A 24129-nucleotide genomic window follows, 5' to 3' on the forward strand; every position below is an offset into this window, starting at 1 on the left:
GTGACAATGCCTGATGCAAAACCGGGCATGGATGGGAGATTTCCAATGGCGACAACCGCAGACTATGGACTGGGCGACCAGGCGTTTCCGCGCGGCTGGTTCATGATCGCCGCCGCCGCCGAACTGGAGGGGACGACCCCACTGGCCGTCCGCTTTTTCGGCCGCGACCGGGTGCTCTATCGCGGCGAGTCGGGGCAGGTTTATCTGGTCGACGCCTATTGCCCGCATATGGGCGCGCATCTGGCGAAGAACGAAACGAGCTTCGTGATCCGCGACAATGAGCATGTGCAGGGCGAATCGATCCGCTGCCCCTATCATGGCTGGCGCTTTGGCCCCGACGGCAAGTGCAACCAGATCCCCTATTCGCCGCAGAAGATCCCCGCGGCGGCCAAGCTCGAAAACTGGCCGGTGATCGAGCGCGCGGGCTGCATCTGGATGTGGCACGATCCCGAGGGGCTCGAGCCCGAATATGAGCTGCCGTCGTTCGAGGAATATTATCAGCCGCATTGGGTGAAATGGGAGCTCGACCGGCTGGGCGAACTCGCCAGCCACCCGGTCGAGATTCTCGACAATATGGCCGACCGCGCGCATTTCGAGCCCGTCCACGGCAATGATGCCGTCGACGTCTTCGAAAATGATTTCGACGGCCACCGCGTCGTCCAGCGGCTGCGCGCGGGGCACCGCACGCTCCAGGGCGACGCCCCGCTCGAAACCGACACCTGGTATACCGGGCCCGGCATCCTGCAATCGCGCATGTCGGGGCAATTCCCGTCGATCATCATGATCGCGCACACCCCCGTCGACGACGGGGTGGTGAAGGTGTGGCACGCGCTGCTGGTCAAGGTGCCCAATGCCGAGCCGACCGCGGACGATGTCGCGATGGCGCGCGCCTACCAAGCCGCGGCCTGCGCCGCCTTTGCGCAGGATTTCGAAATCTGGTCCAATAAAAGGCCGTGCATCAATCCGATGGCGGTGCAGGGCGACGGCCCGATCGGCAAATTGCGGATCTGGTATCGCCAATTCTACAACAGCCGCGCGCGCGCCGAGGAATATCAGAAGCGCGTCAACGGCACGCACGTCACCCGCGGCACCTTGTCCGCGCCTTTCGAACAGAAGGTCGCCTGACGGCGGCATAACAGACAGAAATCAGGAGAAAATGCGTGGCAAGACTCGCGGGTAAAGTTGCGATCGTAACGGGTGCGGCACAGGGCATGGGCGCCGCGACCGCGCGGCTCTTCGCGGCCGAGGGCGCCAGGGTGGTGCTCTGCGACGTGATCGAGGACAAGGGGCAGGAAACTGCGAGCGAAATCGGCGAGAGTGCCGTGTTCGAGAAGCTCGACGTGCGGTCCGAAGCCGACTGGGAACGCGTAGTCGCCGCGACGGTCGCGCGCTTCGGCAAGCTCGACATATTGATCAACAACGCCGCGATCGTGCATTTCAGCCCGATCGAGGCGATGCCCGCCGAGGACATCGAACGCGTCCTCGCGATCAACGTGATGGGGACGATGCTCGGCGCCAAATATGCCGCGCGCGCGATGACCGAGGCCGGCCGCGGTGTCATCGTCAACATCTCTTCGGTCGACGGCCTTCGCGGCTGCAACGGCCTGTCCGCCTATACCGCCAGCAAATGGGCGGTGCGCGGGCTGTCGAAGTCGCTCGCTTACGAGCTCGGCCCGCGCGGCATTCGCGTCTGCACCGTCCATCCCGGCGGCGTGAACACCCAGATGGGCAATCCGGCCGGGCTGACCGGCGACGCGCTCAATGTCGGCTACGAGCGCGTGCCGCTCCAGCGGATCGGCGAGCCCGAGGAAATCGCACGCGCCAGCCTGTTCATCGCCTCCGACGATGCAAGCTATATCAGCGGCGCCGAGCTGGCGGTCGATGGCGGCTGGTCGGCGGGCTATTATCAGCCCTTCCTGCCCGGCGCACCCGCCAGTCTGAACGGACAGCCCTGAACATGCTGGCGGGCAAGGTCGCACTCGTCACCGGCGCGGGCCAGGGTGTCGGGCGCGGCATTGCCCGCGCGCTTGCCCGGCGCGGCGCCCGGATCGCACTGGTTGGCCGGACGCCCGCCAAGCTCGAAGCGGTGGCGGCCGAAATCGGCAGTGATGCGGCCGCCTTCGCTACCGACGTCAAGGACGCGGAATCGATCCGCGCCGTGGTGGACGCGGTCGCGCAGCACTTCGGCGCGATCGACATCCTCGTAAACAATGCGCAGGAGGTGCCGCTCGGACCGCTGCTGTCGGTCGAGGATGCCGCGTTCGAGGCGGGTTTCACCTCTGGACCGCTGGCCTCGTTCCGGTTGATGAAAGCCTGTCATCCGCACCTTCTGCGCCGCGGTGGCGGCACGATCATCAACCTCGCCAGTTCGGCTGCCGTACGCTGGGACATGGCGAATTACGGCGCCTATGCCGCTGTGAAGCAGGCGACGCGCGCGCTGACCCGCGCCGCCGCGGCCGAATGGGGGCCCGACGGCATCCGCGTCCTCACCATCGCGCCGCACGCCAATTCGCCGGGCCTGCAAGGCTGGATCGAAAATAACCCGGACGAGGCCGAGGCATTTTTCCGCACGATCCCGCTGCGCCGCGTCGGCGATTGCGAGGACGATATTGGCAATGCGGTCGCGGCGCTGTGCGGCCCCGACCTCAGCTACCTGACCGGGGCGACGATCCCGCTCGACGGTGGGCAAGCCAATTTCGGCTGAAGGAACGAGCAAGATGAGCGCCGCCGACATCATCGAAATCCAGCAATTGCTCGCCGCCTATGTCTTTGCGATCGACGCCAGGGATTATGACGCGCTCGACGCGGTGTTCACGCCGGACGCCGCGATCGACTATCGCGTCACCGGCGGCGCTGAGGGCAACTGGGCGGAGATCAAGCCGTGGCTGGCCAAGGCGCTCGCTCCCTTCCCCGTCACCCAGCATCTGATCGGCCTGCCGCTGATCCGGCTCGACGGCGACCGCGCGACCGCGAAGACGATGCTGTTCAATCCGATGCAGCTGGCGCGGCCGGAGGGCGATCATCTGTTCCTGCTCGGCTGCACCTATATCGACGATCTGGTGCGCACGCCCGCGGGCTGGCGGATCGCGAGCCGCACCGAAGCGGATTTCTGGGTCAAGGATCCGCCCGCCGATTTCACCCCCGAGCCCGCGCCATGAGCGCCGCCGATCCCTTCGACCCGGTCCGCATCGGGCCAATCGCCTTGCGCAATCGCTTCATCCGTTCGGGCGCGAACGAGATGATGAGCAAGGCGACCTTCCCCACCCGTGCGCTCCTGGATTTTCACCGCGCCTATGCGCGCGGCGGCGTGGGGATGACGACGCTCGCCTATCTCGCGGTCTCGCCCGATGGACGCACGCTGCCCGGACAGGGGATGCTGAGCCGCGAAAGCGTACCGCATTACCGCGCGGTCACCGATGTGATCCATGCCGAGGGCGCGAAAGCGTCGGCGCAGATCACCCATGGCGGCAGCTTCTGCCAGATCGACGACCTGTCGACCCCGCGCGCGATGTCGGCATCGGCCGGGATCGACAAGATGGGCGTGCTGAAGGGCCGTTTTTTCCAACGTACGATGACCCGCGCCGACATGGAGACGGTGACGGGCGAGTTCGTACGCGCCGCCGAGCTCGCCGAAGAAGCGGGTTTCGATGCGCTCGAAATCCATATGGGGCACGGCTATCTGCTCAACCAGTTCATCTCGCCGCTCTCCAACTTCCGCAAGGATGGCTATGGCGGATCGGCCGCGAACCGCGTGCGCTTTCCAGCCGAGGTGCTGGCGGCGGTCAAGCGGGCGACCGGCGGGCGGCTCGCGATCCTTGCCAAGATCAATCTGACCGACGCGGTGCCGGGGGGCGCGACGGTCGACGACGCAATTGTAACCGCGCGCGCGCTCGAAACGGCGGGCGCCGACATGCTGGTGCTGTCGGCGGGGCGTAACATCGAAAGCACCTGGGCGATGTTCGGCAGCGCGCTGCCCTATGACGACCTTGCCGCGATGCAGGGCGGGTGGCTCGCGAAACTGCAATTCGCGGTCCTGAAGCGCAGCGTGCCGAAGCTGCCCCCATTTCGCGAAAATTACCTGATGGAGCCCGCGCTGAAACTGAAGGCGGCGCTCGGCCCGACGCCGATGAAGCTCGCCTATCTGGGCGGCGTCCAGTCGCTCGCCGGGGCGCGGCAGGCGGCCGCCGAAGGGTTCGATGCCATCGCGCTGGCACGCGCGCTGATCCACGATCCGGCGCTGATCGCGAAATGGCAAAGCGGGATCACCGATGCTTCGGGCTGCACCGCGTGCAACCGCTGCGTCGCCGCGATGTACGGTCCGTCGGGAACGCATTGCCCGGAGGTCGGCAACGCGCTCGACCCCGGGCTCAAGGACATTTTTGCGGGAGAAAAATATGCCGAGCCTGCTTGAGAACAAGGTCGTCATCATCAGCGGGGTCGGCCCCGGCATGGGGCAGGCGATGGCGCGGATCGCCGCCGCCGAGGGCGCGAAAGTCGGGCTCGGCGCGCGCAACCGGGATTTCATCGAAGCGATCGCGGACGAAATCCGCGCGAGCGGCGGCGAGGCCGTCGCGGTGCCGACCGACGTCGGCGATGCGGGCCAGTGTGCGGCACTGGCGAAAGCAACCGCCGACGCGTTCGGGCGGATCGATGGGCTGGTCAACACCGCCTATATCCACGGCGAATGGGTGACCGTGGACGAGGCCGATCCCGAGGATTGGGCGCGGGTGTTCGACGTCAATTGCCTCGGCGCGCTCAGGATGACGCAGGCGGTGCTGCCCGCGATGAAAGCGGCGGGCGGCGGCGCGGTGGTCAATGTCGCGACCATGTCGCAGGTCAATCCCTTTCCCGGCGAGGGCGGCTATGCCACCGGCAAGGGCGGCCTCACGACGATGACCAAACATATGGCGAAGGACCTTGGCCGCTTTAACATCCGGGTCAACGCGACGCGGATGGGCTGGATCGGCGGCAAGCCCGTCTATGACTATATCGACCGCGCCGCCGCGGGCGGACAGGACCGCGATGCGGTGATCGGCGAAATCACCGGGCGCATCCCGCTCGGCGTCATTCCGCCTGAGGAAGATTGCGCGAAGAGCGTGCTCTTCTTCCTCTCCGATTATGCAAAAATGGTCACCGGCGCGACGCTCGACGTCAACGGCGGCCAGTATATGGCGCCCTGACGATGACCGAAGATCGCATCCTGTCGCCCGATGTCTGGCGCGACTTCTGCCGGCGGCTCGAGGCTGCGGGCGAGATCGTCACCGGCGCGGAAGCCGCCGCGAACCCGCTCGACCGCGCCGAGGGCTATCGCTACTTGACCCGGCTGCTGCGCATCGCGCTCGACATGCAGCTTGAACATGCCGACCCCGATTTTCCGAGCTTTTATGCCGCATCGCACGAGACGGCGAAGATCGGCGCCGACAATCCCGACAATATCTATATGAACGCGACCGTGTCGGGCGCGCGGCGTTACCGCATCCGGGGCACACGCGGCAACGTGCCGATCCTGAGTTTCGGCACCAAGGCCAATCGTTATGCCGTCGACGGGACGATGGCCTCGACCGGCGAGCTCGATTCAGCCGACATGGCGGTCACCCCCGACGGATCGTTCGAGATCATCGTCAGCCGCGAAAAGGCCGACGGCAACTGGCTCCCTCTAGCCGACGACAGTTCGATGGTGATCGTGCGCCAGACCTTTCTCGACCGCGCGAACGAAGTGCCCGCGACGGTGACGATCGAGGCGATCGACGGCCCCGCCCACCCCGCGGCGCTGTCCGCCGACAGGCTCGCGGCGGCGCTGGAGCGCACCACCGCCTTTGTCACCGGCACGGCGCGGACCTTCGTCCAGTGGACCGAGGATTTTCGGGCCAACCAGATGAACCGGCTGGCGACGACCGACCAGACGCCCTTTTTCCGCGCGGGCGGCGATCCGACGATCTTCTACCTCCATGGCTGGTGGCAGCTGGAACCCGGCGAGATGCTGCGGATCGATACGCGCGTGCCCGCATGCAGCTTCTGGAATTTCCAGCTCGATAATTACTGGATGGAATCGCTCGATTATCGCCATCACCGCATCCATGTGAACGGGCACAGCGCGCGGCTGAACGACGACGGCACGCTGACGCTGATCGTCGCGCCGCACGATCCGGGCTTCGGCAACTGGATCGATACCGCGGGGCACCATCAGGGCACCATGTTGCTGCGCTGGATCGGCGCCTCCGACCATCCCATCCCCGAAACGAGGATAATCCCCATCGATGACCGACCTTGAATCCCGCATCGCGCGGCTCGAAGCCGAAAGCGACATCCGCCGCCTGAAGGCGCGTTACCTGAATGCCTGCGACGCCAAGGATGTGGACGCAATCCGCGCCTGCTTCACCGACGACGCGGTGATCGATTTTCCGCCCGTGGGCGAATTCGACCTCGACGGGCTGATCGGGGTGTTCACGCAGATGGCGGCGACGACGCCGATCACCGACGTGCATCAAGGGCATAACGCCGAGATCGAGGTGAAGGGCGATGAGGCGAGCGCGCGCTGGAATCTGGGCTATGCGACCTATGACCCGCGCACCGGGGGTTTCCGGCTGCTCGCCAATTTCTATCACGACCGCTATCGCCGCACCCCCGAGGGGTGGCGAATCTGCTACACGCGCTCGGAACCGCGCGCGATCGTCGACGGGACTTTGGCGGAGGACGGGATCAAGGCGAGTTGGGTGGCGGCGTAAAACGATCGGTTGCCGCGCTCTCCATCATCGTCACCCCGGACTTGATCCGGGGTCCAGCTTGAGGCCGAAGCCGATCGACGCGTCAGGAAAAGCGGAATCCCGGATCAAGTCCGGGATGACGAAGGGAGATGGAGCAACGGCCGCTTTCCGCCCCTCAACGGTCGTTTCGGGCATTTTTCTGCGATCGATAAAGACCACGCTCAATCGACCAACGCGCACCAGCGATAGTCGTGCTTGATGAAATTCTGCCCGAGGCTGTAGCGGACCCGCCGGACGCCGGGGATCTTGTCGATCGTCTGGTGGAGAAAATCGGTCAGCTCATTGCCGTTTTCGACCAGCGTCATCGCGAGCACGTCGGCGCGGCCCAGCGTCGTCGCGACAAAACCGATCTCGGGCAGTTGCGCCAGACTCTCCGCGACCTTCTCGATATCGGCGGCGGTGTCGGCTTCGACCCAGAGATAGGCGAGGATCGGGTTGCGGAGCCGGTTGGCGTTGGTGACCGCGGCGACGCGGATCACCCTGTTGTCGAGCAGCCGCTTGAGGCGCGAGCGGATCGTGCCTTCGGTCAGGTCGAATTCGCGGCCGATCTCGCGGTTCGAGACCCGCGCGTCGTGGCCGAGGCGTTCGATGATCTTGTGATCGAGCTCGTCGAGGCTGATCCTGGTGCTCATAGCGGTGCCCATTCCGGATTATATTTGAGAACCTTGAGCGCGAGGCTGGGAAACAGCCGCTCGACCCCGTCGATCTTGGCGATCACTCCGGTCAGAAGATGTTGCATCTCCTCCAGCGTTTCGGCCACCACTTGGATTTCGAGGTCATGCGTTCCGATCGCGACGTTGACGGTGATAACGCGTTCCAGCTCGGCGATCTCGGCGCCGACATCGCCCGCGGGCCGCCCCTTCACCTGCACGCCGACGGGTGCCAGATAACCAAAGCCCATCGCCGAAAGGTCGCGCATCGCGACGACGCGCACCATGCTGGCATCCTCGAGCCGGCGCAGCCGCGTGCGCACCGTCGCCTCGTTCAGCCCCATCTCGCGCGCGATGTCGCGGTTTGCGATCCGGCCGTTCTTGCGAAGCGCGGCGATGATCTGCTCGTCGACCTCGTCGAGCGCCGGCAGCCCGTCACCCTGGTTCGCGTTCGCGGCCTTGCCCCGCGTCCTTTTTCCGGCCTTGGTTGCGGTGCGCAACGCCTGTTCTCCCCAGCTAAACCAGCATCCTGTGCGATGGCGCTTCGACGTCATCGATATGCGTCCACAGACCGTATCGCCGCGCCACTGTCAACATTCATCGATTGCAGCGCGGAATATATAACGGTTTGCGTAAAAATTTTATCTTTCAAAAACGCAATCATTATGTAGAACCGCATGCAGGCCGGAAAGCGCGAGTTTTTCCGGGGCAGGCACGCAGGAGCAATAGAGTGGCGGTTCACGAAGTCGACATATTGGTGATCGGCTCGGGTGCGGGGGCGCTGACCGCGGCCTTCACCGCTGCCGACGCCGGCGCCGACGTGCTGGTTGTCGAGAAAAGCGCGCGTTATGGCGGGACGTCGGCGACGTCGGGCGGCGGCATCTGGATCCCGAACAGCGACGACGCGCGCGCCAAGGGCCATGCCGACGATCCGAAGGAAGCGCTGGGCTATATCAAGACGCTGATCGGCGACGACGTGCCCGAAACCAGGCTTGCGACCTATGTCGACAATGCACACCGGATGCTGCGCTATCTCGAGGAACGGTCCGAGGTTCGCTACACCGCCTATGCCTATTCCGACTATCATATGGACGTCGCGGGCGCGCGCGACGGGTGGCGGACGCACGACCCGATCCCATTGATGGCCGATACGCTCGGTGCCGATTTCGAGCGGATGGAACCGCCGCACACGCTGACGCTGACCTTTGGCCGCTTCACCTGGACGATGGAGGAGGCGAAGTTGCTCCTGACCATGAGTCCCGGCGCCAAGCCTTTGCTGTTCAAGCTGATGCTCAAATATATGTTCGACCTGCCGTGGCGCTTCAAAACCAAGCGTTCGCGGCGCCTGACCGGCGGCAACGCGCTGATCGGGCGGCTCAAGCTGTCGATCGACGAAAAGGGCGTGCCGCTCTGGCTCAATGCGCCGATGGTCGAACTGGTCCAGGGCAAGGGCGGGATCACCGGCGCGATCGTCGAACGCGACGGCAAGCGGATCGAGGTTCGCGCACGCCGCGGGGTGATCATTGCGAGCGGCGGCTTCGACCATGATGCCGCGCTGCGCGAAAAATATCTGCCGCAGCCGACCTCGGCCGACTGGAGCGCGGGGGTGCCGAGCAACACCGGCGACGGCCTGAAGGCGGGGCTCGCGGCGGGCGCCGCGACCGCGTTGATGGATTCGGCCTGGTGGGGTCCCGGCTTCCTGCTCGAAGGCGAGGACCGCGCGCGGATCCTGTTCGTCGAACGCGCGCTCCCCTCCTCGATCATCGTCAACCAGGCGGGCAAGCGCTACATGAACGAGGCGGCATCCTATCATGTCGCGGGGGGCGAGATGCACCGCTGCAACACCCCCGAGGCGCCCACCACCCCCTCCTGGTTCGTGTTCGACGCGCGTTATCGCGGCAAATATATGCTCGGCCCGATGATGGCGGGCAAACCGTCGGCCGACAGCCGCATCCCCGAGGCGATGCGCAAGATATTGAAGAAGGCCGGAACCCTTGCCGGGCTCGCGAAGGAGATCGGCGTCGACGCCGCGGTACTTTCCAAGGAAATTGCGCGCTTCAACGCCAATGCGCTCAAGGGCGAGGATCCCGATTTCGGCCGCGGCGCCTCCGCCTATGACCGGCATTATGGCGATGCGTCGGTGACCCCGAATCCGACGCTCGCGCCGATCGCCGAGGCGCCCTTCTACGCCATCCCCATCTATCCGTGCGACCTTGGCACCAACGGTGGGCTGCTCACCGACGACAACGGCCGGGTGCTGGGCGAGGACGGCAGGCCGCTGGGCGGGCTCTATGCGATCGGCAACGCCTCGGCGGCCGCGATGGGGCGGACCTATCCGGGCGCGGGCGCGACGCTGGGGCCGGCGATGACCTTCGGCTGGCTTGCTGCGCGGCACGCGATGCGGGTGAACAGCTGATGGGTATGTTCAAGGTCATTTCACTATTGAAGGCGCGCGCGGATATCAGCCGCGCGGCCTTTATCGACTATTATGAGACCCGGCACGCGCCCCTGGTGCTTGAATTGATGCCCAATATCCTCGCTTATCGCCGCAACTATGTCGCGGCCGAGGGCAGCATCGCCTTCGATCTGGCCCCGCCTTTCGACTATGATTCGGTGACCGAGATCTGGTTTCACGACCGTGCGGCCTATGACGAGGCGCTCGCTGTGCTGATGAGCCCCGCCAATGCCGCACGGCTGGCGGCGGACGAGGAACAATTCCTCGACCGATCAAAAACCCGGCTTATCGTGGTCGACGAGCGCGCAAGCGCGCTCGTCGCTGACTGATCCCTCAGCGTGCCAGATAACCGCCATCGACCGCGAGCGGATGCCCGGTGATGAAGCTTGCCTTGTCCGAGCAGAGGAAGATCACCGCGTCGGCGATTTCATGCGCTTCGCCGATGCGGTTCATCGGGTGCATTTCGGCCACGAAGCGCGCTGCGGCTTCTTCCTTCACCACCGCATCGACCATCGGGGTGCGGATCGCACCGGGGCAGACGGCGTTGATGCGGATGCCCTGCGCGGCGTAGCGCATCGCCGCCGAGCGCGTGAGCCCGACCACCGCATGCTTCGACCCGCAATAGCCCGCGCCCCCGGCGCCCGCCATGCCCGCGATCGACGCGGTGTTGACGATCGCGCCGCGCCCCGCCTTTTCCATATGGCGCAGTTCCGCGGCCATGCAGAGCAGCAGCCCGCGCTGATTGACCGCGATGGTGCGATCATAGGCGGCAAGGTCGCCCCACGGCGTTTCCATTCCCTCGAGTGAGACCCCGGCATTGTTGAAGGCGCAATCGAGCCGTCCCCAGCGCGTGACAATATCGTCGACAAAGGCGTCGACCGCGCGCCCGTCGGTGACGTCAAGCGCGCCATGATGCGCCTCGCCGCCCTCCGCGCGGATCAGCGCCGCGGTTTCGGCGGCGCTGTCGCCATTGAGATCGCCGATCGCGACCTTCGCGCCCTCGGCGGCAAAGGCCAGCGCGGCGGCGCGGCCGATGCCGCTGCCCCCGCCGGTGACGAAAGCGGTTTTTCCTTCGAACAACAGCGCCATCGCTGCCTCCTTTGATTCAGACGATTTCGAACAGGCCGGCAGCGCCCATGCCGCCCGCGACGCACATCGAGACGACCGCATAGCGGACGCCGCGGCGCTTGCCCTCGATCAATGCGTGGCCGACGAGGCGCGAGCCCGTCATTCCGAACGGATGGCCGATCGCGATGCCGCCGCCGTTGACGTTGAGCTTGCCCGGATCGATGCCGAGCTTGTCGCGGCAATAGAGCGCCTGGCTCGCGAACGCCTCGTTGATTTCCCAGAGGCCGATGTCGTCGATCTTGAGGCCGGCGCGTTCGAGGAGCTTGGGAATCGCGAAGACCGGGCCGATGCCCATTTCCTCGGCCTTGCAGCCCGCAACCTGGAAACCGCGATAGATGCCGAGAATCGGGAGCCCTTCCTTCTCGGCCATCGCGCGGTCCATCACGACCTGCGCCGAGGCGCCGTCGGACAGCTGGCTGGCGTTGCCCGCGGTGATGTGGCGGCCTTCCCTGACGACCAGCCCGTCCTTGAACACGGGTTTCAGCCCCGCGAGCTTTTCGGCGGTGGTGTCGCCGCGCACGCCCTCGTCGTGCGCCAGCGTCAATTCTTCCTTGCCGACCTCATGGCCTTCCTTGTCGAATAGCGCTTTTTGAACGGTGATCGGCACGATTTCGTCGGCAAACTTTCCCGCGGCCTGCGCCGCGCCGGCGCGCTGCTGACTTACAGCCGAAAATTCGTCCTGCGCCTCGCGGCTGACGCCATAGCGGTCGGCGACGATCTCGGCGGTCTCGATCATTGCCATATAGACGTGGGGGTCAGCCGCCTTGATGAATTCCGACCGGTTGCGAAAGGCCGGGGTGTGCTTGTTGAGCGTCAGCGAGATGCTCTCCATCCCGCCCGCGACCGCGACGTCGATCTCGTCGGCAATGATGCCACGCGCGGCGAGCGCGAGCGCGTTGAGCCCCGACGAACATTTGCGGTCGAGCGTGAAGCCACCGGTCGAATCGGGGAGCACCGAGCCATGGACCGTCAGCCGGCCGAGATTATAGCTCTGCGTGTTCCAGTGGTTGCCGACGCCCAGATAGACGTCGTCGACGCGCGCGGGATCGATCCCGGCGCGCGAGATCGCGGCGTTGACGACATGCGCCGCCAGCACCGGCGCCTCGGTGTCGTTGAACGCACCGCGATAGGCTTTGCCGACGCCGGTGCGCGCGGTCGAAACGATGGCGGCTTCACGTGCCATCTCAGGCCTCGACTGCGCGCATGTTGGCGGGGCTCCAATAGGCGCGCATCTCGGTCACCTTGCCCTCGGCGTCGAACTTGAAGGTGTCGATCACCTCGATCTCCTTCGGGCCGCCGAAATCGACCAGCACGGTGAAGGCGAAGGCGGCATAATCGCCGCCGGTGCGCACCGGGCCATCGAGGCGGAGCTTGGCGCCCGCCTGCATCGACATGGTATAAAAGGCGTGGATCGCGTCGCGTCCCTGGTGGATCGGGGTGCCGATCGGATCCTCGACCGTCGCGTCGTCGGCATAAAGGCCCGACGCCATCGCGGCGTCACCTTTGTCGAACGCTTCGACATAGCGCTCGACGGCTCGGACCATTTCCTCGTGGCTGGGCATGATGTCTTTCTCCAAAATCGGGGGCGAGATCAGCGCAGCGTCAGCCGCCGAAATCCCAATGATGACCCCATTCGTCTTCCTTGAGGCTGATCGTCGGGGTGAAACTGGCCCAGTCGGGCTGGATGCCGCCGAAGCCATATTCAATGTCGAAACCGCCGGGGCTGCGCATGTAGAAGCTGACCATCTTGTCGTTCATATGCTTGCCGAGGCTCGACGAGATATGGACGTTCGCCGCCTTCGCGCGGTCGAGCGCACGGCCGACATCGTCGAGGCCCGGCACCTCGACCATCATGTGGACAAGCCCGCTCGGCACGGGAAATTCGGCGAGCGCAACGCTGTGGTGACGCGGATTGTCACAGTGGAGGAAATGAAGGCCGAGCCCCGGATCGTCGGGCCCGCCGCCCTGCATATAGACACGCATTTCATCGGTGTCGCCGAAACCGAGCAGGTCGATATAGAAAGCGCGCGTCTCCGCAAGCTTGGCCGCGGGGAAGACGACATGCCCCATCCCCATCTCGCCGGTGATGAATTCGGATACGCCCGCAGGCGAGACGAACGGATTGCCGTCGACGACGCGCCCCCAGCCGAGTTCGAGCCGGTTGCCCGAGGGATCGGTACAGCGGACGAATTCGACGACATGGCGATCCGTGGCTTCGTCGGCGGTCGCGGATTCGATCGCGACGCCCGCCTCGCGAAGCCCCGCAATGCCGCGATCGAAGGCGGCCTTGTCGGGATAGACGAGCCCCGCGGCGTGAAACTGCTCGGCGTCGCCTGCCCGAATCAGCATGCGAAACGGACGCTCGTCCATGCGCAGGCGCAGGCCGCCCGCATGGTCGATTGCCTGCATGCCCAGCACCTGTTCGGCATAGGCGCGCCACGCTTCGACATCGGCCGTATCGACCACGACATAGGCCAGTGACCTGATTGCCATTCACTCATCCCCTACGGACGGGTGCTCCTGCACCCTGAATCGAGCGCAAGCTACAGGCGAGAACGCGCCACATCAAGTATGATACGTAGAAATTTGCGTTATAATTTACGCAAACCGTATATTTTGTCTTCTCATCTCGCACTTCTCGCTGTCGATCGATCAATCCAAAGCCCTGAACGCCGCTACGGCAAGCGACACTTTGCGTATCGCGCTGCGCGCCTCGATACGCAGCCCGACCCTTCGAATGGCCCGAAGCGACATTTTGCATAGAATCCGGATTGACAGCTTGCGTAGAGAAATGCATCATTCACTACGAATACAGGAGTGATATCGCGACGCGGCCTCCCGCAAGCGCATGAATATCCCGAGGAGAGCATATGGCCACCGCCCCGCAGCAAGCCGCCGACACCGCGCTGCCCACCCCCGCCGCGCTGATCGAGCGCGCCCGCGCAATGATTCCGACGCTGAAGGCCCGCGCACGCCAGACGACGCTCGACGGCAACGTCCCCGCGGAAACCGTCGCCGAGATGCAGGACGCGGGATTCTTCCGCATCCTGCAGCCGAAGCGCTGGGGCGGCTATGAAATGCACCCCAATGTCTTCTTCGAAGTGCAAAAGGCGCTCGCCGAGGGCTGCATGTCGACCGGCTGGATTTACGGCGTGCTCGGCTGCCACCCCTATGAGCTCGCGCTTTTCCACGACGAGGCGCAGCGCGAGGTGTGGGGCGACAATGGCGGCGCGATGCTCGTCTCGTCGACCTATCAGCCCGTCGGCAAGGTCGAGAAGGTCGAGGGCGGCTTCTATCTTTCGGGCCGCTGGGGCTTTTCCTCGGGCTCGACGCATTGCGGCTGGGTGCTGCTCGGCGCGCTCAACTTCGATACCGACGGCGGCCCGCCCGACATGCGCACCTTCCTGCTCCCGCGCGGCGATTATCAGGTCATCGAGGGGACATGGGACGTTTTCGGCCTGCAGGGCACCGGCAGCTTCGACATCCTCGTCGAGCGCGTCTTCGTCCCCGAACATCGCACCCACCGCGCAAGCGACGGCTTCGCCTGCACCAATCCCGGCCAGGCCGAGAACGACGGCCCGCTCTATCGCCTGCCCTGGGCGCAGATCTTCGTCCGCTCGGTGTCGACCGCGGCGTTCGGCGGCGCCCGCGCGGCGGTGAATGCCGCGATGGAAATCATGCAGGGCCGCATTTCGACCAACACCGGCAAGGCGTCGAAGGCCGACCCGCTGCTGCACGGCGCGATCGCCAAAGCCCACGCGCAAATCCTCGAGATGGAGCTGACGCACCAGACGACCTTCGACCGGCTGATGGCGAAATCCGAAAGCGGCGAGCCGATCACGCTCGAGGAACGCGCGCTCTATGCCTATCAAAGCTCGACCGTCGTGCGGCGGCTCGCCGAGCTGGTCGACGGCATGGTCCAGCTCCTCGGCGGCCGTGCCGTCTATATGTCGAGCGCGATCATCCAGCCGTGGCTCGACCTCAACGCGGCGCGCGCGCACGTCGCGAACGACCCCGGCAATCGCACCACCGACGTCGTCATGACGATGCTCGGCGAACCGCCCGCCTTCACATTCATGTAAGAGGAAATGGCCATGGGAGAGATGAAGGAAACGACGCACCGCGTCGCGGGTGGCTATGACATCCACATCAAGGAAGCGGGCGAAGGCCCGGCGCTGGTGTTCGTCCACGGCAGCGGCCCCGGCGCATCGGGACTGTCCAATTTCCGGCAGAATGTCGATGCGTTCGTCGCGGCCGGCTACCGCGTCATCCTGCCCGACCTGATCGGCTATGGCGCCTCGTCGCAGCCCGAAGACATCGACTATACGCTGACCTTGTTCACCGACACGCTGTACGATGCGCTGAAGGCGCACGGGATCGACAAGGCGACGCTGATCGGCAACTCGCTCGGCGGCGGCGTCGCGATCCAGATGACGCAGGACCATCCCGAATTCACCGAGCGCCTGATCCTGATGGCGCCCGGCTGCATCGAGGAGCTCGACGTCTATTTCGCGATGCCCGGCATCGCCGACATGCGCTCCTCGTTCGGCAGCCCCGACTTCAGCCTCGCCGACCAGCGGCGCCTCGGCGAAAATCTGGTCTATGACCCGAAGCACATCACCGATGCGCTCGTCGAGGAACGTTTCGCGGTCGCGAGCCGGCAGCCCAAGGAGGTGATCACGCGGATGCGGACGCATAATGTCCGGCCGCGGCTCGGCGAGATCAAGGTCCCGATCCTGCTTTTCTGGGGCCAGAACGAACGCTTCATGCCGCTCTCGGGCATCCAGTATTTCTTCGAAGCGTGCGACGATGTGCGCTGTGTGACCTTCAACAAGGTCGGCCACTGGGTGCAGGTCGAGCGCGCGAGCGAGTTCAACCGCTATGCGATCGAGTTCCTCGATGAGCATCGCTGAAACTTACGGGCGCGAGCTTTATGCGGCGCTGCGCGACCGGCGCACGGTTGAACCGCTGATCGCGCGCGATGCCTCGCTGACGATCGACGACGCCTATGCGATCAGCCTCGACTTCCTGTCGCGGCGGCTGAAGGACGGCGAGCGCGTCGTCGGCAAGAAGATCGGCGTCACGTCGAAGGCGGTGCAGGACATGCTGGGCGTTCACCAGCCCGATTTCGGCTTCCTCACCGACTGGATGTATGTCGAGGGCGATATCGATATCGACGCGAAAGCGCTGATCGCGCCGCGCGCCGAGGCAGAGATCGCGTTCATCCTGAAGGACAGCCTGAACGGCCCGGGCGTGACCGCCGCCGACGTGATTGCGGCAACCGCGAGCATCGCCCCCTGTTTCGAGATCGTCGACAGCCGCATCACCGACTGGAAGATCGGCATTGTCGACACGGTTGCCGACAACGCCTCGTGCGGGGTCTTCGTGCTCGGCAAGGAACGTATCGATCCGCGCGGGCTCGATCTTCCGAACCTGCATGTCGCGGTCGCGAAAAACGGATCGCCGCTGTCCGAAGGCTATGGCCATGCGGTTCAGGGCGACCCCGCGCAGGCGGTCGCGTGGCTCGCCAATACGCTCGGCGCGCACGGCGTGACGCTCGATGCCGGCGACATCATCCTGTCGGGCAGCCTCGTGCCGCTCGCGCCCGCGGTGAAGGGCGACATCTTCGAAATGATCCTCGGCGACGGGCGCCGCACGCTCGGCCATTGCGTCGCGCGTTTTGTATAAGGAATGGCAATGACACGGGTGAAGGCGGCGATCATCGGATCGGGCAATATCGGCACCGACCTGATGATCAAGATGATCAAATATCCGCAGAATATGGAGCTGGTGGCGGTCGTCGGCATCGACGAGAAGTCCGAAGGACTCGCGATGGCGCGCGAACGCGGCGTGGCGACAACGCATGAAGGCATCGACGGGCTCAAGGCCATGGACGTCTATCCCGAGATCGGCATCGTGTTCGACGCGACCAGCGCCTATGCGCACAAGGTGCACGACGCCGCGCTGCGCGCCGACGGCAAGCAGGTCGTCGACCTGACCCCCGCCGCGATCGGCCCCTATACGATCCCGACCGTCAACGGCGAGGACAACCTCGACGCCGGCAACGTCAATATGGTGACCTGCGGCGGACAGGCGACGATCCCGATGGTCGCCGCGGTCAGCCAGGTCGCGACCGTCCATTATGCCGAGATCGTCGCGTCGGTCTCGTCGCGCTCGGCGGGCCCCGGCACCCGCGCCAACATCGACGAGTTCACCCGCACGACTGCCGGAGCGATCGAAAAGGTCGGCGGCGCAGCGCAGGGCAAGGCGATCATCATCCTCAACCCCGCCGAGCCGCCGATGATCATGCGCGACACGGTGTTCACCCTGTCCGAAGGCGCCGACGAGGACACCATCCGTGCCAGCGTCGAGGCGATGGTGAAAAAGGTGCAAGCCTATGTGCCCGGCTATCGCCTGAAGCAGGAAGTGCAGTTCGAGCGCTTCGGCGACAACAACAAGCTCAAGATTCCCGGGCGCGGCGAGTTTACGGGCATCAAGACGATGATCCTGCTCGAGGTCGAGGGCGCGGGCGATTATCTGCCCCCCTATTCGGGCAATCTCGACATTATGACCGCCGCCGCCAAGGCGACCGGCGAACTGCTCGCGGAGCGTATTCGCGAAGGAAAGAAGGTGGTCGCATGAGCGCGCAATTCAACGTCGAGGCGGGCGACAAGCTCTATATCCAGGACGTCACGCTGCGCGACGGGATGCACGCGATCCGCCATATGTATGGCATCGCCGAGGTGAAGGCGATCGCCAAGGCGCTCGACGACGCGGGGGTTGACGCGATCGAGGTCGCGCATGGCGATGGCCTGAGCGGCGCGAGCTTCAACTATGGCTTCGGCGCACACACCGACTGGGAATGGCTGGAAGCGGTCGCATCGGTGCTCACCAAATCGGTGCTCACCACGCTGATCCTGCCGGGCGTCGGCACGGTCGAGGAACTTCGCCGAGCCTATGACCTCGGCGTCCGTTCGGTGCGCGTCGCGACGCATTGCACCGAGGCCGATGTGTCGAAGCAGCATATCGGCATCGCGCGCGACCTCGGCATGGACGTCGCGGGCTTCCTGATGATGAGCCATATGATCGAGCCCGAAGCGCTCGCGAGCCAGGCCCTGCTGATGGAAAGCTATGGCGCCCAATGCGTCTATGTCACCGACAGCGGCGGCGCGCTCGACATGGACGGCGTCAAGGCGCGGCTCGAAGCCTATGACCGCGTGCTCAAGCCCGAAACGCAGCGCGGCATGCACGCGCACCACAATCTATCGCTCGGCGTCGCGAACAGCATCGTCGCGGCGCAGGTGGGCGCGGTGCGTATCGACGCCTCGCTCACCGGCATGGGTGCGGGCGCGGGCAACGCGCCGCTCGAGGTCTTCATCGCCGCCGCCGACCGCAAGGGCTGGAACCATGGCTGCGACGTCAATGCGCTGATGGACGCCGCCGAGGATCTGGTGCGTCCGCTTCAGGATCGCCCGGTCCGCGTCGACCGCGAAACGCTCGCGCTCGGCTATGCGGGCGTCTATTCGAGCTTCCTGCGTCACGCCGAAAAGGCGGCCGAAACCTATGGTCTCGACACGCGCACGATCCTCGTCGAACTCGGCCGTCGCAAGATGGTCGGCGGGCAGGAGGATATGATCGTCGACGTCGCGCTCGACATGCTGAAGGCGCGCGAGACCGCCGCATGACGGGCTTCTCCGCCGCTCGCCCCTTTCCTCACGAACAGGTCGAGCGCTGGGACGCCGAGACCGATGTCGCGATCGTCGGCTTCGGCGCCGCGGGCGCGTGCGCGGCGATCGAGGCGGCCGAAGCCGGCGCCGCGGTGGTGCTGTTCGAGGCGGCCTCGGGCAGCGGCGGCGCCTCGGCATTGTCGGGGGGCGAAATCTACCTCGGCGGCGGCGGCGGCACCGACGCGCAGCGCGCCGCGGGCTTTGCCGATACCACCGAAGCGCTCGAAGCCTATCTGATGATGGCGGGCGGCCCCGATGCCGATGCCGCCAAGGTTGCGCTCTATGCGCGCGAAAGCCTCGGCCATTATCAATGGCTCAAGGATCAGGGGATTCCCCACAAAGGGACATTCCTTCCCGGCAAGATCATCGAGCCCGCCGAAGACGACACGCTGATCTGGTCGGGCAGCGAGGCCGCTTGGCCCTTTTCCGAGGCGGCCGCCCCGGCGCCGCGCGGGCACACGATCCAGTTCATGGGCTGGGGCGGCGGGCGCAAGCTGATGGACATATTCGAAGCGCGGGTTCGCGCGCTCGGCGTCGACGTTCAATGCGATGCGCGCGTGCTGTCGCTCGTCGTCGACACCGACGCCCGCGTCACCGGCCTGGTCGTCCGCCTCGACGGCCAGCCGCGATTTATTCGCGCGCGCAAGGGCGTGATCCTCGCCACCGGCGGTTTCTGCATGAACGACGACATGCTCCGCCGCCACGCGCCGCAAACGCTGCGCCTCGCGAACCCGATCGGCGAGAACGACAATGGTTCGGGCATCTTGATGGGTATGGGCGCCGGCGGCGATGCGATCCACATGGACGAGTTTTTCACCACCTGCCCGTGGATCATGCCCGAAAGCCTCGTGAAAGGCATTTTCGTCAACGAACGCGGGCAGCGCTTCATCAACGAGGATTGTTATCATGGGCGGGTCAGCCGGACGATGCTCGACCAGCCCGGCGACCGCGTCTTCCTGCTCGTCGACAACGCGATTTTTGCGCGGCCGCTCGACCTTGCGCGGATCGAGATCGCCGCGGTGGGCGACAGCTGGGAGGAGGTCGAACGCGAACTCGGCCTGCCCGAAAACACGCTGGCGCCGACCGTCCACATCTTCAACCGCTACGCCGCCGAAGGCCATGATCCGATCTTCAACAAGGCGCCCGAATGGCTGAAAGTGCTCGACGAAGGCCCTTTCGCGGCGCTGGAGCTCAACATCCGCACCAGCTTCTTTTCCTTCTTCACGCTCGGCGGCCTCAACACCCGCGCGTCGGGCGAAGTGCTCGATCGCGCCGGCGAGATCGTTGCCGGTCTCTATGCCGCGGGCCGCGCCACATCGGGCCTGCCGCGCTGGGGGCATGGTTATAGCTCGGGTCTCAGCCTCGCCGACTGCACCTTCTTCGGGCGTATGGCGGGGCGGCAGGCGGCAACCGCCACGCCCGACTAATAGACGATCGCGGGGTTCGGCTCGCGCGGGCTGCCCAGCATCTCGCGGTGCGACGGCGGCGTCTTGCCGCGGTCGGTGATGCCATAGCGTCCCGCAATCTCTGCGCCGATGACGGTGTGCCCCGACAGCTCGTCGCCCTGGGGGTCGCTGGCGATCGCGTGGATGATGTGCCCGGTGAACTGCGGCATCTCGGCCATCGCCATGAAGCCTTCATATTGCTCCTTGTGGACCTCGGCCGCGCCCAGCGCACGCTCGGTGATCTGCGGCCCCAGCCAGATCGAGACGGTGCGAACGCCATGCGGGCGGAAATCGACCGCCATGTCGTGCGCGAACTTGTCGACGCCCGCTTTCTGCGCGCCATAGGCCGCGCCGTGCATGTAGCAGCTGGCACCGAAGGAGGAGGTGAAGGCGATCAGCCCTGATTTCTGTTCCACCATCATCGCGGCGGCGTGCCAGCTCGCGACATAGGCCGAACGCAGCCCGACGTTCAGGATTTCGACCGCCGCAAGCTCCTTTTCCCAGAAGGGCGCCTGCGTGATGAGCTGGTGATGGATATAGGTCGCGTTGTTCACGAGGATGTCGAGCCGCCCCGAATCCTTGCGTACCCGTTCGAAAAGCGCCGCGACCTGCGCATCGTCGGCGTGGTCGCAAGCGACCGCGACGCCCTTGCCGCCCGCCGCCGTCACCGCCGCGGCGGTTTCGTGGATGGTCCCCGCCAGCGGCGCGCCGTCCCACCCCGTCGCATCGCTGCGATCGCTGCTACGGCCGGTGACATAGACCGTCATCCCCTTTTCGCCGAGACCGATCGCAATGCCCTTGCCCGCGCCGCGGCTGGCGCCCGTCACGACGGCGATTGCCGGATTTGCCATGTCACTCTCCCTATTGGGCGTCGCCTTCAGGCGGCAACTTCGGCCTTCACCATCTCGAAATCGGCGAAAACGGGCTTCGCCATCACATCGGCGAAATGGCCGTAGCTCCACGGCCAGGTCATCGGCACGCCATCCTTGCCCAGATACCAGCTCGAACAGCCCGACGCGAAGATCGTGCCTTTGGCAGCCTCGGTCCGCGCGTCGTCATAACGCGCCATGGCGTCGGGCGTGACGCAGATTTCGTCGCATTCGCCGCTCGTCACCTTGTCGAGGAGCTGCTCGATATAGCCCCATTGACGTTCAGCGACGTCGATCAGCGAGAAATTGCCGACCGGCCCCGTCGGCCCGTTGAGGAAGAAGAAGTTCGGGAAATCGGGGAGCGAGATCGCGTTGTACGCGGTCGCGTGCTTCGCCCACATGTCGTCGAGCGACGCGCCGCCGCGCCCGGTCACGACCGCGGGGCGAATGAAGCGGTCGGCGTGAAAACCCGTCGCGAGGATGATGAGGTCGAGTTCGTGGAGCACGCCGTCGCTCGTCCGGATACCCTGCGGCTCGATGCGCTCGATCCCCTCGATCACGATGTCGACGTCATGCTGCTGCACGACCTGATAATAATCGGGCGAGAAGATCAGCCGCTTGCACGCTGCACGGTAATTCGGGCGCAACCGCTCGCGAAGCACCGGGTCGGCGACGCCCTGTTCCAGATTGTCGCGCACGATCGTTTCGATAATGTGCATCTCTTCGCTGTCGGGCTTGATGATGCCCGCGGTGAAACGCAGCACATTCGCCTGATAGTCGGGATCGTAACGAACCGCGTCGATCAGCGCCGGGTCGCGGCGGAACGCCTCGCGCTGCTCCTCGGAATAAGGCGTGTTCGGCATCGGCATGATCCATTGCGGCGAGCGCTGGAAATGGCCGAGCTTGCCCGCGCGCGCGGCGAGCGCAGAGACGAGCTGGACCCCGGTCGAACCGCTGCCGACGACGCCGATGCGCTTGCCGTCGAGCGCGATCGCATCGTCCCAGCGCGCGCTGTGCGCGACGGTGCCGGCGAAGCTGCCCAGCCCCTCGATCTCGGGCATCCGCGGATGATGAAGGACGCCCGTCGCGGTGATGACGACATCGGCCTCGACGGTCATCCCCGGCTTGGTCGTGACGGTCCAGACGCCGTCCGCATAGGTGCAGCTATCGACCTCCTGCCCGAAATGCGCGACCTCGCGCAGGCCGAAACGATCGGTCACATCTTCGAAATAGTCCTGGATCTCGGGACCCGGCGCCAGATAGCTGCTCCACTCGGCATTGGGCGCGAAGCTGTAGGTATAGGCGTGCGCGGGAACGTCGCAGTTGAGCCCCGGATAGCGGTTCTCGCGCCAGGTGCCGCCGATCGTGTGCGCCTTTTCGAGAAGCGTGACGTTGCGATAGCCCGCCTCGCGCAGCCGGATCGCCGCCAATATCCCCGACATGCCCGCGCCGATGACGACATATCGCAGGTCCAGATTGCGCCCCACTATCCACTCCAGTTTTCCGATTGCTCTTGCCCCGTTCCCTACGGCCGCTGCCGGGCGCCCACATCACTCAAATGGACGAGATCGGGAGCAGCGTGAACAGAAGCGCGTGTCGAGTCCGCCACCGTCGGAGATCTTGTGGGGCTTTAGGCGGGGGTCGGCTTGCCGAATAATTGCTTCACTCAATGGCACTTGGTAACGCTCCTCTGTTGGAGCGGCCGAGTGCGTCAAAGACATTGAGATCGTCTCATATCGCGAAGCTGTGAAAAGATGGGCAGCCAATTCCGTTATGGGCCGGCTACGCACGATAGGCATAGGGGAGACAGGTGCGGAAAGCGGATATCACCCGACGGGCGAATATCTCTGCGGTCAGAACTTCCGATGGAAGCTGACTAAATCTGCGTCCGGGTCACCGTAGCCGCAGATCAAGCCGCGCAAAATCTGGGCCGCCATCATCGAGAAGGTGATGCCATTCCCGCCATACCCCATCGCGGCATAGCAGTTCGGCATGCCCGGGATGCGGCCGATGGTCGGTGTCCCCACCGGGCTGTCACCGAAGCTGCCGGCCCAGCTATAAGTGGGCGTGGCGTCGACGCCCGGCAGCAAAGCCGCAAGCTTTAGGGACAACGTCGCTGCCTTGTCGGGAAGCTTGGCATCGCGGAGCTCCGCATCGCCGATTTCCTCATCCTCGCCGCCGCAAATGATTTCTCCGCGTGGGGTGGTCCGGATGTACAGGTACGGATCGGCGGCTTCCCAGATCATCGCGGCGGTCGGCCAGATGGCGCGAGGCTGCGGGCGCGTCGCGATCGACCAGCTCGAGATGATCTTGTTTCCCTTGCGTGGGATGCCTTTCATCATCTCATAGCCCGTCGCCATCACGGCATGGCGCGCGCGAATAGCTGGTCCGCGAGCCGACACCAGAGTTACACCATCGCCCGTGGGCACTAAGTCGCAGATATCGACTGGCGAATAGAGCCGGGCGCCGCGCGCCAGCGCGACGTTCAGATAACCCGCGGTGAGACGACGCGGATCGGCGGAGTAATTGCCGAAGCCGATCAGCGCGTGACGTCCCTTGATCCCGTAGCGCTCCTGCACGGCAGCGGGCTTGAGCAGCTCGACCTCGAAGCCAGCGCGTCGCCGGGCGTCGGCCTCGATCGCGAGACCGCCCGCGTCGAGCACATCGCCATCGAGATAGATCGAGCCGCGCGTCGCGCCATCGACGGCGAGGCCCAGCCGTTCGGTCCGTTCGCGCAGTGCATCGACCGATTGGCGCGAGCGGCGCCAGATGCGTTCGGCCTTCTCGCGACCGATCCGCTCGGCCATCAGGGTCAGCGGCGTATCGAGCTCATATTGCAGCATCGCGGTCGACGCGGCGGTCGATCCTTCGGCCGGGCCCCGGCGATCGACGATGACGGTGTTGAGTCCCGCGTCCGACAGCGCTTCCGCGATCAGCGCGCCCGATACGCCGGCCCCAACGACGACCACGTCGCACGCGATGTCCCGTGTCAGCGGCTGTGCGGCGATAGCGGGACGGCGCCGCGCCGACCAGATCGACTGGCCGGTCCGGAGGTCGCGATGATGGGTAGCCGATGCCCGGCTCACCAAAA

Annotated in this window: 25 protein-coding genes; 16 read left to right on the forward strand and 9 right to left on the reverse strand. The window is 65.3% G+C overall.

The window, feature by feature from the left end:
- Positions 1-45: 45 nt before the first annotated feature.
- Genes ATE70_RS16985 through ATE70_RS17020 form a run of 8 tightly spaced genes read left to right on the forward strand, consistent with a single transcriptional unit; the run spans position 46 to position 6725 of the window.
- Entirely contained in the window at positions 46-1125 is a 1080-nt protein-coding gene (locus ATE70_RS16985; protein WP_058539027.1) for a Rieske 2Fe-2S domain-containing protein, read from the forward strand.
- Between the two features lie 35 nt (positions 1126-1160).
- On the forward strand, positions 1161-1955 hold the full coding sequence (locus tag ATE70_RS16990) for an SDR family NAD(P)-dependent oxidoreductase (protein WP_058539028.1): 795 nt from the start codon (positions 1161-1163) through the stop codon (positions 1953-1955).
- A gap of 2 nt (positions 1956-1957) precedes the next feature.
- A complete protein-coding gene (locus ATE70_RS16995) occupies positions 1958-2704 on the forward strand; it encodes an SDR family NAD(P)-dependent oxidoreductase (RefSeq protein ID WP_058539029.1) in 747 nt (248 codons plus the stop codon).
- A gap of 13 nt (positions 2705-2717) precedes the next feature.
- Positions 2718-3158, forward strand: coding sequence for a nuclear transport factor 2 family protein (locus ATE70_RS17000; RefSeq protein ID WP_058539030.1), 441 nt, complete (start codon positions 2718-2720; stop codon positions 3156-3158).
- Positions 3155-4411, forward strand: coding sequence for an NADH:flavin oxidoreductase (locus tag ATE70_RS17005; protein ID WP_058539031.1), 1257 nt, complete (start codon positions 3155-3157; stop codon positions 4409-4411). Before ATE70_RS17000 ends, ATE70_RS17005 begins: the two co-directional genes overlap by 4 nt.
- Positions 4395-5180, forward strand: a complete 786-nt coding sequence (locus tag ATE70_RS17010) for an SDR family oxidoreductase (protein ID WP_058539032.1) — start codon at positions 4395-4397, stop codon at positions 5178-5180. The genes ATE70_RS17005 and ATE70_RS17010 overlap by 17 nt, the downstream gene beginning before the upstream one ends.
- Positions 5181-5182: 2 nt before the next feature.
- On the forward strand, positions 5183-6271 hold the full coding sequence (locus ATE70_RS17015) for a DUF1214 domain-containing protein (RefSeq protein ID WP_058539033.1): 1089 nt from the start codon (positions 5183-5185) through the stop codon (positions 6269-6271).
- Positions 6258-6725, forward strand: a complete 468-nt coding sequence (locus ATE70_RS17020) for a nuclear transport factor 2 family protein (protein ID WP_058539034.1) — start codon at positions 6258-6260, stop codon at positions 6723-6725. Before ATE70_RS17015 ends, ATE70_RS17020 begins: the two co-directional genes overlap by 14 nt.
- A 200-nt stretch (positions 6726-6925) precedes the next feature.
- On the opposite strand, the gene ATE70_RS17025 is transcribed toward ATE70_RS17020, so the two are convergent.
- Entirely contained in the window at positions 6926-7396 is a 471-nt protein-coding gene (locus tag ATE70_RS17025) for an Lrp/AsnC family transcriptional regulator (RefSeq protein WP_058539035.1), read from the reverse strand.
- On the reverse strand, positions 7393-7914 hold the full coding sequence (locus ATE70_RS17030; protein WP_058539036.1) for an Lrp/AsnC family transcriptional regulator: 522 nt from the start codon (positions 7912-7914) through the stop codon (positions 7393-7395). The genes ATE70_RS17025 and ATE70_RS17030 overlap by 4 nt, the downstream gene beginning before the upstream one ends.
- Before the next feature lie 230 nt (positions 7915-8144).
- Here ATE70_RS17030 and ATE70_RS17035 point away from each other — a divergent pair, with 230 nt between their 5' ends.
- Together ATE70_RS17035 and ATE70_RS17040 are read left to right on the forward strand one after the other, a co-directional pair.
- The gene (locus ATE70_RS17035) at positions 8145-9830 is read left to right on the forward strand and encodes an FAD-dependent oxidoreductase (RefSeq protein WP_058539037.1); all 1686 of its coding nucleotides are present in this window, start codon (positions 8145-8147) and stop codon (positions 9828-9830) included.
- Positions 9830-10198 (forward strand): EthD domain-containing protein, encoded by a 369-nt coding sequence (locus tag ATE70_RS17040; protein WP_058539038.1) that lies wholly within the window; start codon positions 9830-9832, stop codon positions 10196-10198. Before ATE70_RS17035 ends, ATE70_RS17040 begins: the two co-directional genes overlap by 1 nt.
- A gap of 4 nt (positions 10199-10202) precedes the next feature.
- Here the strand turns inward: ATE70_RS17040 and ATE70_RS17045 are convergent, their stop codons facing one another.
- Genes ATE70_RS17045 through ATE70_RS17060 form a run of 4 tightly spaced genes read right to left on the reverse strand, consistent with a single transcriptional unit; the run spans position 10203 to position 13490 of the window.
- Positions 10203-10958 carry a glucose 1-dehydrogenase gene (locus tag ATE70_RS17045; RefSeq protein WP_058539039.1) on the reverse strand — a complete coding sequence of 252 codons (756 nt, stop codon included), beginning with the start codon at positions 10956-10958 and terminating at the stop codon, positions 10203-10205.
- Between the two features lie 16 nt (positions 10959-10974).
- Positions 10975-12180, reverse strand: coding sequence for an acetyl-CoA C-acyltransferase (locus tag ATE70_RS17050; protein WP_058539040.1), 1206 nt, complete (start codon positions 12178-12180; stop codon positions 10975-10977).
- A 1-nt stretch (position 12181) separates the two neighbouring features.
- Positions 12182-12559 carry a nuclear transport factor 2 family protein gene (locus ATE70_RS17055; protein ID WP_058539041.1) on the reverse strand — a complete coding sequence of 126 codons (378 nt, stop codon included), beginning with the start codon at positions 12557-12559 and terminating at the stop codon, positions 12182-12184.
- 40 nt (positions 12560-12599) lie between these two features.
- A complete protein-coding gene (locus ATE70_RS17060; RefSeq protein ID WP_058539042.1) occupies positions 12600-13490 on the reverse strand; it encodes a VOC family protein in 891 nt (296 codons plus the stop codon).
- Between the two features lie 377 nt (positions 13491-13867).
- On the opposite strand from ATE70_RS17060, the gene ATE70_RS17065 reads away from it, so the two are divergent.
- The 6 genes from ATE70_RS17065 to ATE70_RS17090 are packed head-to-tail and all read left to right on the forward strand — an operon-like array spanning position 13868 to position 20151.
- A complete protein-coding gene (locus tag ATE70_RS17065; RefSeq protein ID WP_058539043.1) occupies positions 13868-15079 on the forward strand; it encodes an acyl-CoA dehydrogenase family protein in 1212 nt (403 codons plus the stop codon).
- A gap of 12 nt (positions 15080-15091) precedes the next feature.
- On the forward strand, positions 15092-15910 hold the full coding sequence (locus ATE70_RS17070; RefSeq protein WP_058539044.1) for an alpha/beta fold hydrolase: 819 nt from the start codon (positions 15092-15094) through the stop codon (positions 15908-15910).
- Positions 15897-16685, forward strand: coding sequence for a fumarylacetoacetate hydrolase family protein (locus ATE70_RS17075; RefSeq protein ID WP_058539045.1), 789 nt, complete (start codon positions 15897-15899; stop codon positions 16683-16685). Before ATE70_RS17070 ends, ATE70_RS17075 begins: the two co-directional genes overlap by 14 nt.
- Before the next feature lie 9 nt (positions 16686-16694).
- Positions 16695-17639, forward strand: coding sequence for an acetaldehyde dehydrogenase (acetylating) (locus ATE70_RS17080; RefSeq protein ID WP_058539046.1), 945 nt, complete (start codon positions 16695-16697; stop codon positions 17637-17639).
- Entirely contained in the window at positions 17636-18682 is a 1047-nt protein-coding gene (gene dmpG, locus ATE70_RS17085) for a 4-hydroxy-2-oxovalerate aldolase (RefSeq protein ID WP_058539047.1), read from the forward strand. The genes ATE70_RS17080 and dmpG overlap by 4 nt, the downstream gene beginning before the upstream one ends.
- On the forward strand, positions 18679-20151 hold the full coding sequence (locus tag ATE70_RS17090; protein ID WP_058539048.1) for an FAD-dependent oxidoreductase: 1473 nt from the start codon (positions 18679-18681) through the stop codon (positions 20149-20151). Before dmpG ends, ATE70_RS17090 begins: the two co-directional genes overlap by 4 nt.
- Here ATE70_RS17090 and ATE70_RS17095 read toward each other — a convergent pair.
- The 3 genes from ATE70_RS17095 to ATE70_RS17105 form a co-directional block, all read right to left on the reverse strand.
- The gene (locus tag ATE70_RS17095; RefSeq protein WP_058539049.1) at positions 20148-21020 is read right to left on the reverse strand and encodes an SDR family NAD(P)-dependent oxidoreductase; all 873 of its coding nucleotides are present in this window, start codon (positions 21018-21020) and stop codon (positions 20148-20150) included. The two genes, ATE70_RS17090 and ATE70_RS17095, sit on opposite strands and share 4 nt — an antisense overlap.
- A gap of 26 nt (positions 21021-21046) precedes the next feature.
- Positions 21047-22525 carry a flavin-containing monooxygenase gene (locus tag ATE70_RS17100; RefSeq protein WP_156419699.1) on the reverse strand — a complete coding sequence of 493 codons (1479 nt, stop codon included), beginning with the start codon at positions 22523-22525 and terminating at the stop codon, positions 21047-21049.
- A gap of 366 nt (positions 22526-22891) precedes the next feature.
- On the reverse strand, positions 22892-24124 hold the full coding sequence (locus ATE70_RS17105) for an NAD(P)/FAD-dependent oxidoreductase (protein WP_058539105.1): 1233 nt from the start codon (positions 24122-24124) through the stop codon (positions 22892-22894).
- Between the last annotated feature and the right edge of the window lie 5 nt (positions 24125-24129).

The organism is Sphingopyxis sp. H053 (genome assembly GCF_001468225.1).
Taxonomy (GTDB): Bacteria; Pseudomonadota; Alphaproteobacteria; order Sphingomonadales; family Sphingomonadaceae; genus Sphingopyxis.

Excerpts from the sequence above, each read along its gene's own strand:
- ATE70_RS17005 (WP_058539031.1), top strand. The coding sequence starts at position 3,155 with ATGAGCGCCGCCGATCCCTTCGACCCGGTCCGCATCGGGCCAATCGCC.
- ATE70_RS16995 (WP_058539029.1), top strand. The coding sequence starts at position 1,958 with ATGCTGGCGGGCAAGGTCGCACTCGTCACCGGCGCGGGCCAGGGTGTC.
- ATE70_RS17045 (WP_058539039.1), bottom strand. The coding sequence starts at position 10,958 with ATGGCGCTGTTGTTCGAAGGAAAAACCGCTTTCGTCACCGGCGGGGGC.
- ATE70_RS17010 (WP_058539032.1), top strand. The coding sequence starts at position 4,395 with ATGCCGAGCCTGCTTGAGAACAAGGTCGTCATCATCAGCGGGGTCGGC.
- ATE70_RS17065 (WP_058539043.1), top strand. The coding sequence starts at position 13,868 with ATGGCCACCGCCCCGCAGCAAGCCGCCGACACCGCGCTGCCCACCCCC.
- ATE70_RS17075 (WP_058539045.1), top strand. The coding sequence starts at position 15,897 with ATGAGCATCGCTGAAACTTACGGGCGCGAGCTTTATGCGGCGCTGCGC.
- ATE70_RS17040 (WP_058539038.1), top strand. The coding sequence starts at position 9,830 with ATGGGTATGTTCAAGGTCATTTCACTATTGAAGGCGCGCGCGGATATC.
- dmpG (WP_058539047.1), top strand. The coding sequence starts at position 17,636 with ATGAGCGCGCAATTCAACGTCGAGGCGGGCGACAAGCTCTATATCCAG.
- ATE70_RS17095 (WP_058539049.1), bottom strand. The coding sequence starts at position 21,020 with ATGGCAAATCCGGCAATCGCCGTCGTGACGGGCGCCAGCCGCGGCGCG.
- ATE70_RS17070 (WP_058539044.1), top strand. The coding sequence starts at position 15,092 with ATGGGAGAGATGAAGGAAACGACGCACCGCGTCGCGGGTGGCTATGAC.
- ATE70_RS17015 (WP_058539033.1), top strand. The coding sequence starts at position 5,183 with ATGACCGAAGATCGCATCCTGTCGCCCGATGTCTGGCGCGACTTCTGC.
- ATE70_RS17000 (WP_058539030.1), top strand. The coding sequence starts at position 2,718 with ATGAGCGCCGCCGACATCATCGAAATCCAGCAATTGCTCGCCGCCTAT.
- ATE70_RS17080 (WP_058539046.1), top strand. The coding sequence starts at position 16,695 with ATGACACGGGTGAAGGCGGCGATCATCGGATCGGGCAATATCGGCACC.
- ATE70_RS17020 (WP_058539034.1), top strand. The coding sequence starts at position 6,258 with ATGACCGACCTTGAATCCCGCATCGCGCGGCTCGAAGCCGAAAGCGAC.
- ATE70_RS17055 (WP_058539041.1), bottom strand. The coding sequence starts at position 12,559 with ATGCCCAGCCACGAGGAAATGGTCCGAGCCGTCGAGCGCTATGTCGAA.
- ATE70_RS17060 (WP_058539042.1), bottom strand. The coding sequence starts at position 13,490 with ATGGCAATCAGGTCACTGGCCTATGTCGTGGTCGATACGGCCGATGTC.
- ATE70_RS17090 (WP_058539048.1), top strand. The coding sequence starts at position 18,679 with ATGACGGGCTTCTCCGCCGCTCGCCCCTTTCCTCACGAACAGGTCGAG.
- ATE70_RS17025 (WP_058539035.1), bottom strand. The coding sequence starts at position 7,396 with ATGAGCACCAGGATCAGCCTCGACGAGCTCGATCACAAGATCATCGAA.
- ATE70_RS17050 (WP_058539040.1), bottom strand. The coding sequence starts at position 12,180 with ATGGCACGTGAAGCCGCCATCGTTTCGACCGCGCGCACCGGCGTCGGC.
- ATE70_RS16985 (WP_058539027.1), top strand. The coding sequence starts at position 46 with ATGGCGACAACCGCAGACTATGGACTGGGCGACCAGGCGTTTCCGCGC.